The following is a 9,907-nucleotide window of genomic DNA, read 5'->3' on the forward strand; positions in this document are numbered from 1 at the left end:
ATGTCTTATATCCAAAATTGCAATATGCCACCACAATTTGTTATTACAATCACAAACCCAAAAGGCGGAACTGGCAAATCGACTACCGCATTTCATTTGACGATCTCTATCTCCAAAAACGGGAAGACCTTGGCAGCCGATGTTGATATGCAGGCTGATTTTTCCGATGCTTTTTTTCCAGATACACCCATTGAAGATTTCGACGAAGCGAATACTTTTACAGTGATAAGAGGGGAAACTACGCTTAAAAATTCTGTTAGAAGCAAACATGGAATCGATGTTTTGGTGTCGTCTTTAGAAATGGAAGACTTCGCATATCATGCGACAAAAAATCAATCACTCATTCCAAAGCTTGGTTCCATTCTTCGAAATTCAAATTATGACTATGTGATTATTGATACTCCTGGTTCCGGATCTTCGGAAACAATATCCTCTATTATGGCAGCTGATTATGTTTTAATTCCCGTTAAACCTTCCAAGTGGGCAACAAGGACTATAAAAAGAGTATTAAAAAAAATAAACGAAGCACAACAATTTCTTAACACTATTCAATCTGGCAGAACCATTGAATCATTTATAGTTCCAGTACAATGGGGGAAGGCCAAACAACCCTCCGCGCGAGCGATTCAAATCCTAGATCAACTCCAAAATTATAATGAAATTCTTTCTCTTCTCAAAAAAAAGGAAGTTGGTTTTGATTTAGTAAAATGTCCAATGGTTACCGACCCAATACCATATATTCAAGAAATGGACGACCGAACTGAAAATGGTGAGCCCTTTAAACCAAATACTATAGGTTCAGAACATTATGACCGATTAGTTGATACAATTTTGAATTTTCACCTAAATAAATCATCTAAAAAGGACACCCAGTTGTCCTTAACATACGACAAGTAAACCTTATGGCGCAAAAACGAGAAATCTTCAGCCTTTTGTCAACAGCTACGGGTAGTAAAAAAATGGAGCCCGAAGAAGCCGAAGAACGTCTTCCTTCAAGAGCAAATGTATTTTTACAAGACTTAGCCAATTCAAACGGTCAAAATGGGGAATTAAGAAAGATAAAAATATCTTTAATAGATTCAAAAAATAATCCACGCAAAACATTTATACAAGAATCGATCGAAGGACTCGCAAAAAGTATAAAAGCACAAGGATTAATTCAACCTATAGTTGTAAAAAAAGCAGGAAAAAGATTCAATTTAATAGCAGGTGAGAGACGAAAACTCGCAATGACTCTAAATGGAGAAGAGTTTATTTTAGCCCTTGTTCATGATGTTGATTATATAGAAGACGAATTCATACCGGAATACAAACTAACAGAAAATCTACAAAGAGAGGACTTATCAGATCTAGAATCTGCATTTTCATTATCCGAAATCAAAGAGAGAAAAAACTATACAGTAACCGAGCTTATGAATCGATTTGGGAAATCAGAGTCGTGGGTTAAACAAAAATTAGCTCATGCCAAGTTGGCCGATGACCTTGTATCCAAGAATATTATTCCGTCTATAACATTACTAAATAAAGTCCCCACTTCACTGATTATGCAATTAAAACCACACATTGAATCGAACCCAAAAGAAATTTCCAATTGGCTTATTCCGAAATTACAGTCTACCGAATTGCCTACAAGGATTGAATTTCAGGATTTTGCAAACAATCTTAAAAAAACGATTACAAAGCCAACAGCAATCGATGAGACTAAAAAGCAATTAGATAAAAAATATAAGATAACGTTATTAATACAAAAAATCCAAAAAGACAAAGATTTGCTAAGCGTTATTAAAAAAAGAATAACTCAAAATCAAAAGCTCCTTGATGAACTTCAAAATAAAAAAAAGAAAACCTAAGTTTTTTTATTTTTATTTAAAAAGTGCTGGTACTTGATTGGCAAACTATTAATGTCGTATTGAATCGAAATTCATCACGATTCACTGTTAATAGACCTGCTGAGATGTGGTAGTCGAAGCAGGTCGATTTCTCAAATTTAAACCCCAAAATAATAAATTATGTCTCTTTTTTGCTTGACATCCGTTTCGTACCTGATTCTAGTCCAAAATATCTTAGGAGACATAACTAAGATTGGCCACTACCACTTAGGCCACTAACAGTGAATCGAGGACCTATCTCAAAAAGGCTCCACGCCTAAATAATAGTTCCCCGTTTTTAATAGAGTAGGGTAATTCAAACTTTTACCGTGCTGCGCCCGCGTTATGTCCGGCACCGTAAAAAGGGAATAAAGAATTATGGGCGAAGCTTTGTCCAGTTGTGCGTTTACTATATCAAACGTAATCGAGTCACTACCATTAACAAGGGCCAAACGACAATTATTATCTAGAATCACTGATTTAGATATCGCAGGAAAAAAACGAGGGCTTGGTGGTTGTATTGCAAAGAACAAATCACTCGGTAGAAAAGTAGGACTCGCTGAAACTACTGTTTCTAAATATATCCGGGAAATGAAAGCGGAAGGATATTTGGTCGCTGGAACATTTCACGGACATTATCGAATACTCAATTCGAATCTGAGTAATGCCGTTGAAATGGAGAGGCATCAATACAACCTATCAAAATTCCAAGAAAAAAATCCTAGGCAGTCTAGCGCTAACATCCTAGGCAGTTACCTCCAAGAGTACGGGGCTGCCCCGTACGAGAGTACGGAGCTTTGTATTAGTAACCAAAGTACAAATATAATGAGTAATAAAAATAATGAAGAATCTTCTTCTGAAATTAATTGGTCAAATATCGTCCAACATACAAGAACTTTTATATTGAAAGAGTTCGGTGAATATGACTCTGTTCCGGAGAAAGAAAAAGAAAAAATTAAACTCTGGCGCAAACTTTGTAATGACAATCCTGAAATTTCACCGGGGACAGTATTGGAAACGATCCGAAAACTAATCTATATCAAAGAGAAGTATAAAACGAATTCCTTTTGGAGTTCCATACCGGTAAATATAGCATCATCCTATTCGTACAAAGATAGAATTAAAAGCACGTACAATGCGCTTTTGCAAGTGAGTTCAAACACAACAGCGAAACAAGCCGCAAAACAAGAAAACGTTTCCCTAAAACAAAACTTAAACGTAGATCGGAAATACCAAGACCCCTCCTGGGAAGCCTTCTTAAACTGGTCTTCGGAACGATTAACCAGATCCAGTATTGAAATTCTGAAACGAGTTCAAGCTCAATTTAGAGATAATGGAACGCTTTTGATTTTAAACACAGTTCCGGAATCGTTAGAGATAATCATTAAAAAGTATTTTTCGGAAGAGGTTCAAATACTCGTACCAGTTGAATTTTTGAACGGGACCAGGTTGGGTGAAAAACTTGATAGCATAAATTCAAACGCTAATGTGAATCAAGGTGAAGAAACGTTTTCACACGAAGAGTTTATGCAAGCCCTTACAAAACTAGGAAAAGGAAAACCTTGGAATACGCAGTTAGCATCGGCACCTCTACAAAATCAGAAAAGAGTAGGCCATCAAATAACAAGTGGCTATGCTTTCCTCCAAAGCAAGAATGTAAAAAACAAATTCAAAACTGAAACGAGAGCAAAGCCTAAAATGATCCCTATGTAAATTAGATACTTTCTTGCGATTTGTAAGAATTGATTTCTTTGAAATTGGAAAGGGTTAAATCCAATTTAAGCTTTAAATCATTGATGGAGCGATAAATTTCGGAATCCGAAAGTATAACTGTTGAGGGCTTGCGATTTTTTGAAGATTGATTGCGTAAACAGAATCCGTAGAAATGTTTAGTGCGAAAGCAGTCGTACGTTTTGATAGAAGTTCGTTTTGTTTGTGAATATAATGGGTTTGAGTGTATTTTGTAGCCCCTGGGATCAGTAGTAGGGTAGGGGACAAGGAATTTTTAAAGACCTTAAGTTCTTGTAAGAGTTCCTCTAATTTTGTGAGTTCAAGCAGCACTACTTTTTACGTTTCGATCTTACCATTTTGTCTTTGGTTACTTTGATCAGTATTTTCTTGCAATTTCCCACGTTTGAATTTGACCGCTGCTACTTGTTACTCAACCGGGGTTCGAAGTATTTCCCGCATAATAGAATGCCTAAAATTCTTCGTCTAAACGCGGGATTTGCGCTCAAATGAACGGTATCCTATGATATAGGAATAGTAGAACCCATCTCAAAAACCAACAAATGATAAGTACAATTTATTTTTAAAGCTGTACACAATCGTAAAATAAAAATCACTGAAAGAATGGATTTAAGCAACGATCAATGGAAAATATTGGAGCCTCTGATAATTGAGCCTAACGTTCGTGAAGATGGAAAAGGTCGTCCTCGTATGGATGCTCGTTCAATCTTAAATGGAATTCTTTGGATATTGCGCACAGGAGCTCAGTGGAAGGAATTGCCGGATCGTTATCCTCCATATCAAACATGCCATCGTCGCTTTCAAGAATGGAACCGAAATGGAACGATGCGGAATATGATTCGTAGTTTAGCCTCCGATTTGAAAGAACGCGGAGGAATAGATATAGAAGAATCCTTTATAGACGGCACATTTGTTCCTGCAAAAAAAGGGGTCCAAAAGTGGGGAAAACCAAACGTGGGAAGGGTACAAAGATCATGGCAATCGGAGACAGCCAAGGTCTTCCTATCGCCTTTTGCACGGAAAATGCTTCGCCCCATGAAGTCACGTTAGTGGAGCAAACATTAGAAAATCTTTTTATAGAAGAAAATCCAAAACGAATGATCGGTGACAAAGCATACGATAGCGACGGTTTAGACGAACACATTTTGCAACAGTATGAAACGAAAATCATTGCACCGCATAGAAAGAAAAGAAAACAACCGACACAAGATGGTCGAGGATTGAGGCGTTACAAACGACGATGGAAAATCGAGCGTCTTTTTGCCTGGCTTCAAAACTTTAGAAGACTCGTAGTCCGTTATGAATATTACGATTTTAATTTCGATGGGTTTATTGCTCTCGGATGTGCTATGATCCTTCTTAGGCATTTTTGAGATGGGTTCTAGTATTTGTTCCAAATGACCTGAAACTACAGAGGTTCGATTTTGTAGCATTCTTTGTTATAAAATGAGTTTAAATAAGAATCAAAAACGTAAAAATCATAATTTGGTTTCAACAAAACCGAATCAAAACGAACTCCGTATCAATAACGAACGTTTGGCGATACGGATAATTCTTACTCGAACTGAGTCAAAAAATTGATACATTTTTAGTAATAGAATCACAAAAAAGCAGACTTTTTCGAAATACTGTAGCCACGACAGACATCATTTTTTTCATAGCTAATATGAAACTTTTGTAATTTGAACGTCTCTCTCCTTTTCCATCGGAAGCAATCGTATAACAATCGCAATGTGTTTTAGCGAACAATTGTATTTCGGATGAGGAACGTTAAAGTTCAAAAGCGTAAAACAAAGAGGTGAAAAATGTTGAAAATTCGTTGGATGTCGTATATCTATTTCCGTTTCATATCGTTATTATTCATAACGCTTTTTGCGACCTGTAGCTTTCTTGAGAAAGATCATAACACGATGGATAACGTGGATCTTGCGGGCGCGATTTGGTTAGCCGCGGAGCCAGTAAAAACCCAAGTGAACAACGAAGGTGTTCCGGTAAGACCGGGCAATGGAGGATCCGGTTCAAGTCCGGTAACACCCGTGGACGCAATTTTTAACCTACCTCCTGGAAGATTAGTGAATTCGAATGCTTTGATGGGCACGATCGATCCTACGGGTACGAATATCGTGAATGACTTTGACGGAGACGGGATTTTAAATCAGAATGAAACTCTGACAAACGTATGGGTGGCGGACTATCCGCAAATCGAAACTACAATCGCACCTCCCGTGACGTTAAAGATACAGATCCTAAAAAATTCTTCGAACCAAAGCGATCAGATCGTAAGCGAGATTAACTCGAACGACTTTGAAGCTTCCAAAAACGAAGGTTCCGAAAAAATTCATCAAAACGAGTTGAACGAAAGAACGGTTCAATTTCAGGATTCATTCAGTACGGAAACGGACCTTGGACAGTCTCACGAAAGATCTATGTCCGCAGGTATGACCGCCGGTTTTGGAATGGGACTTGTATCCACCGGGATGAACTACAGCAATAGTACGAGAGACAGTTGGAACGCAAAAAACGCAACTTCTTCCACAACTACAAAATGGGCGGATCGTCCTTTTAAAAACAATATCGATCGGGACGCTTGGAATTTAAAATCGGATTCTTCCACAAACAAAGCGAGAAAGTATCGTTCGGATAAATCTTCTAAGATCAACGAAACTTCCACAGTGGAACCGAACGCGGGCGTAGTCAGAGCCGCTTTGTATATCAAAAATTTATCAGTCAATATGCCGGTTAAAATTTCAAACATTCTTTGTTCTTTGATGTTTGAAACTCCCGGAGGGGAATTGGTTCCCATGTCCTCCTTTCGTTTGAGAAACGACGACTACAGTCTTTTTGAAGTGGAAGTCTACGGCGGTTCGGACTTTGGTCCGTATGTGGTTGAATTAACAAATTTGAATACTGCGGAAGTGGAAAAAGCGATCGCAGCCGGATATACTCCGAAGATCATGATCGTGGACTATACCATGACTCACGTAGCGGATTCGAATTACAAATCGAGTTTGCTTAGTTTTACGGGTAACAATCTAAAGATCATCGAAGAGAACGCAAAAGGTAGAACCGCACTGGTAAAAGTGTACGGACCGGGAGTCAGAGAAATGTATCGTGTAACGGCATTTGATACGCCTAACGTATCCAATCCGTGTAACACTAAGTCTACGGACGTTTTTTCTCCGGGGATCAGTTTGAAAAAAGCTTTGGAAAGAATTTCCTGCTCGGGGGACAATATTACGTTTAAGGACTATGTCATCGATTTGTCCGAATCGGCTCCTAGGCTTGGGGAATCCAGAGTGTATTTAAAAGGTATTCAGTCCTTCGGAGGAGTCAGCACTAACATTCCTTGTACGGATGAAACAAGCACCGGTTCGGACGGTGTGAGTAGAACCGCTTGCGTTCAAAAACCGTATAGCCAATGGACGGAATCCGAAAAAACGAACTCGGGTGTTTGGGCGATCTATTCCAAGGGGAAGTTTTATTCTCCGACCGAGTACTGGACAGATTCCGGAAGTATTCGTAAATTTGATCCTTGGAGAGGTGCGGTTGCCGCTCCGATTTTAAAGGGTGCGGATTCCATCATCTGGGCCGGTGATAACTACGATTTAGTTTACATTTCTTTTAAGGACTTTATCAAAGTAGAACAGAAGTTCGGAACCAATCCTTTGGAAACCGGAAACGGTTATCCCTTAAATACAAAATGGGATCTAAAAACTTTGGGAAATCATCCTTATTATCCGGATACGAATTCTCTTTATTTGGGTGAGGTTGGTTTTGGCGAAAGGGTGGAACTAAAGATCAAATTGGACAAGACGAAATATCTTTCGCCTAACTTCGGTTCTGCGGTGGATACGGGTCCGTATCAGTATTTTACAAACTTTTCCTACAACCCTCAAGTGTCTTCGGATCGTTACAATATCAACCAAGCGGCGGATTTTGAAATCAGTTTGGGTTTTGGCGGGAATAGGACGGATTGGTTTCATGTCGTTAAAGACTTAAGTTCCAACGATCCTTACAAATTGAAAAACTGCGGCACGACCCTGGACTTTATCAGCCAAGTCTACACGCTCTGCGTCCAGTTGCCGACGCTCAGTACTACGGTCGATCCAGCGATTAGTTTAGTAAAATTGTATATTCGACCCGCTTTAAATACCGCGTATCGCAAGACCATTTGGCCTTTGCATTTCTCTCAGGTTCGCAAATTGAAAGGGGAAGCGGGAGTTCCGATCGTTAAAGGCACGAGCCTTATTAAAGTTGCGAACTCTTACGGTTCCGTGAACGTGGGGGACAACTTTTTTATCCAAGGGGATTCCACAAACTACAAAGTGGTCCAGGTTTTACCCGCGGCAGAGGACGGTTCTTTTGACGTTCAACTAGATCGTCTGATTCAAATAGACGCTTCAAAAACGACTTCCGTATATGTTCCGGGAACCTTAACTTCTCCGGATGTCAGGCTTTCGGTCGATACCGGGTTTACCGCCGATTGGAACACTTTTGTGAATTCTTCCTTTAACTCTACGGCGTTTGATCAGGTTCAATACAAACCGTTTTTGTTAAACGGAAATGTGAGTTGTTCCTCGAGTCCGTTCCATCCAGGTTCTTGTTTGGGTTTTACTCCCGAGTTGAATTCTCTCAACTGGATGGGGATTTACAACGAAGGCGTGGCCCTTTGGAATTCCTGGGCGGACGGCGGGGACTTTAGCAATTTCTTGTATTCCGGGCTTGTTCGTTTGACCGCGGCTACGGGCAAATCCTATCGTCTGGAAAGTACGAACACGGACTTTACGGTCAGCGCGGATGTGAACGCTCAGGATTTAGCATATGCCGCCGTTGCCAATCACGGGGACGTTGCTTTGACTGTCTGGAGACAGGGCACGACTCTGATCGGAAGATACAATCAAATCAGCACCGGGCAGGCTTTGGGAAATCCGTTTAATATCAATTCGGCGGCTTCCACCGGAAGTTATATCGTCAAAGCGAAGAACGGAAAGGCGGTGATTGTTTGGGATAACGGATACAATATCTATGCAATTGTGAAAGATTTGACTACACTGGCTTCAGTAGGAAGTGAAACATTGGTGGTAAGCCGATTACAACCAGTTGGTGGAATGTCTATGTGGGGAACAGTGTTCATGTATCCTGGTAATCCTCCCTTTTCGTATTCATATGACGTTACGTTTGGAAATGATCGAGCCGCGATTGTTTGGAACGACTTTGCTACATCATTCGTACCTTCCATAACGACTTCCCCGAATCCGATGTATGACGTTTATACGTATTGCCAAATGAGCTATTGCGGGTTCATAGAAACCAAAACTTACCAAGCTAATGCTCGGGTTTTACGGTTGGACACGGGAGCCTTTCAAGGCGGAAGCATTTCCATTTGGAGTTATGCAGAAACTAAAACCATATACTACGTGGTGGAAATTCCTAGCAATACTCCTGTTTACCAAATCGACGTAGCGGCAGGTGCAAACGATAACAATCGACTTGTGTATGCTTGGAATGTTCGACTATCATCCGGCGGTGATTCTCATACCGCCTACGGTTCCGTTTACGATCTAACGACCGGAACAAAGATCGGTTCCACCCAGACCCTTATCAGCGAAGCTACAAGACCCGTGGATTCTTTGCAAGTGGGAGCCGCTACGGGAAGGGGAATGGTTCTTTGGAGAAGAAACGACGGTGTGATTTTAGGAAGAGGAATCGACACTTCGAATTCCAATTTATTAGGAACTTCTAATATTGAAGCGGAGTCGGGAAATGTGGATTCTCTCAAGCTGACTTCTTTTGGGGATCGGGGAATTTTGACGTATAGAAAGAACGGTAAAGACGCTCTTTTAAGGATTTTGGATCTGCAAGCGGGGCAATTTTTGTATCCGAACGCTTTGTCTTTAGCCCAGATGAACGTGGATTCTAGAAATCTCTTCTTAACCGGCTCCATTGTATCGGGTAATAAAATTTTAACTACTTGGGATCAAATCAACGGAACCAAACGTACTATCTGGGGAAGAGTCAGCGATATCTCCACATTTACAGTAGACGGTCCGAAAGAATTTCAGATCAGTACTACCAACGAAGGAGTTCAATACAGGGGAACTGCTGTTGCGGATTCCGGATTTGGTTTTGTGACTTGGCTTGCCCAAGACAAAACTCAACAAAGGATTAGAGGTTACAAAGTGGATTTGGCAAACCCGGGCGCTTTGAAATACGGTTTGAACAATTTCTTTGTGTCACCTCTCATCGACAGGGACTTTACGATCCGAGCTAAGATCAAGTTCTAGGGGTCA

Annotated in this window: 4 protein-coding genes and 2 pseudogenes; 5 read left to right on the forward strand and 1 reads right to left on the reverse strand. The window is 40.3% G+C overall.

What is annotated here, in order from left to right:
• From FHG67_RS21065 to FHG67_RS21075, 3 genes are all read left to right on the forward strand, one after another.
• On the forward strand, positions 1 to 897 hold the full coding sequence (locus tag FHG67_RS21065) for a ParA family protein (protein ID WP_232423618.1): 897 nt from the start codon (positions 1 to 3) through the stop codon (positions 895 to 897).
• 5 nt (positions 898 to 902) lie between these two features.
• Complete coding sequence (locus FHG67_RS21070; RefSeq protein WP_004500364.1) at positions 903 to 1,850, forward strand: ParB/RepB/Spo0J family partition protein; 948 nt, start codon at positions 903 to 905, stop codon at positions 1,848 to 1,850.
• A 396-nt stretch (positions 1,851 to 2,246) separates the two neighbouring features.
• The gene (locus FHG67_RS21075; protein WP_142499949.1) at positions 2,247 to 3,581 is read left to right on the forward strand and encodes a DNA-binding protein; all 1,335 of its coding nucleotides are present in this window, start codon (positions 2,247 to 2,249) and stop codon (positions 3,579 to 3,581) included.
• Between the two features lie 347 nt (positions 3,582 to 3,928).
• Here FHG67_RS21075 and FHG67_RS22980 read toward each other — a convergent pair.
• Positions 3,929 to 4,056 (reverse strand): annotated as a pseudogene (locus tag FHG67_RS22980) (LA_1841 family salt-regulated protein); the annotation flags it as partial.
• 164 nt (positions 4,057 to 4,220) lie between these two features.
• On the opposite strand from FHG67_RS22980, the pseudogene FHG67_RS21085 reads away from it, so the two are divergent.
• Together FHG67_RS21085 and FHG67_RS21095 are read left to right on the forward strand one after the other, a co-directional pair.
• A pseudogene (locus FHG67_RS21085) lies at positions 4,221 to 4,990 on the forward strand (IS5 family transposase).
• A gap of 432 nt (positions 4,991 to 5,422) precedes the next feature.
• The gene (locus FHG67_RS21095; protein ID WP_216368162.1) at positions 5,423 to 9,901 is read left to right on the forward strand and encodes an LIC12048 family lipoprotein; all 4,479 of its coding nucleotides are present in this window, start codon (positions 5,423 to 5,425) and stop codon (positions 9,899 to 9,901) included.
• Positions 9,902 to 9,907: the final 6 nt, after the last annotated feature.

This window comes from Leptospira weilii (genome assembly GCF_006874765.1).
Classification (GTDB): Bacteria; Spirochaetota; Leptospiria; order Leptospirales; family Leptospiraceae; genus Leptospira; species Leptospira weilii.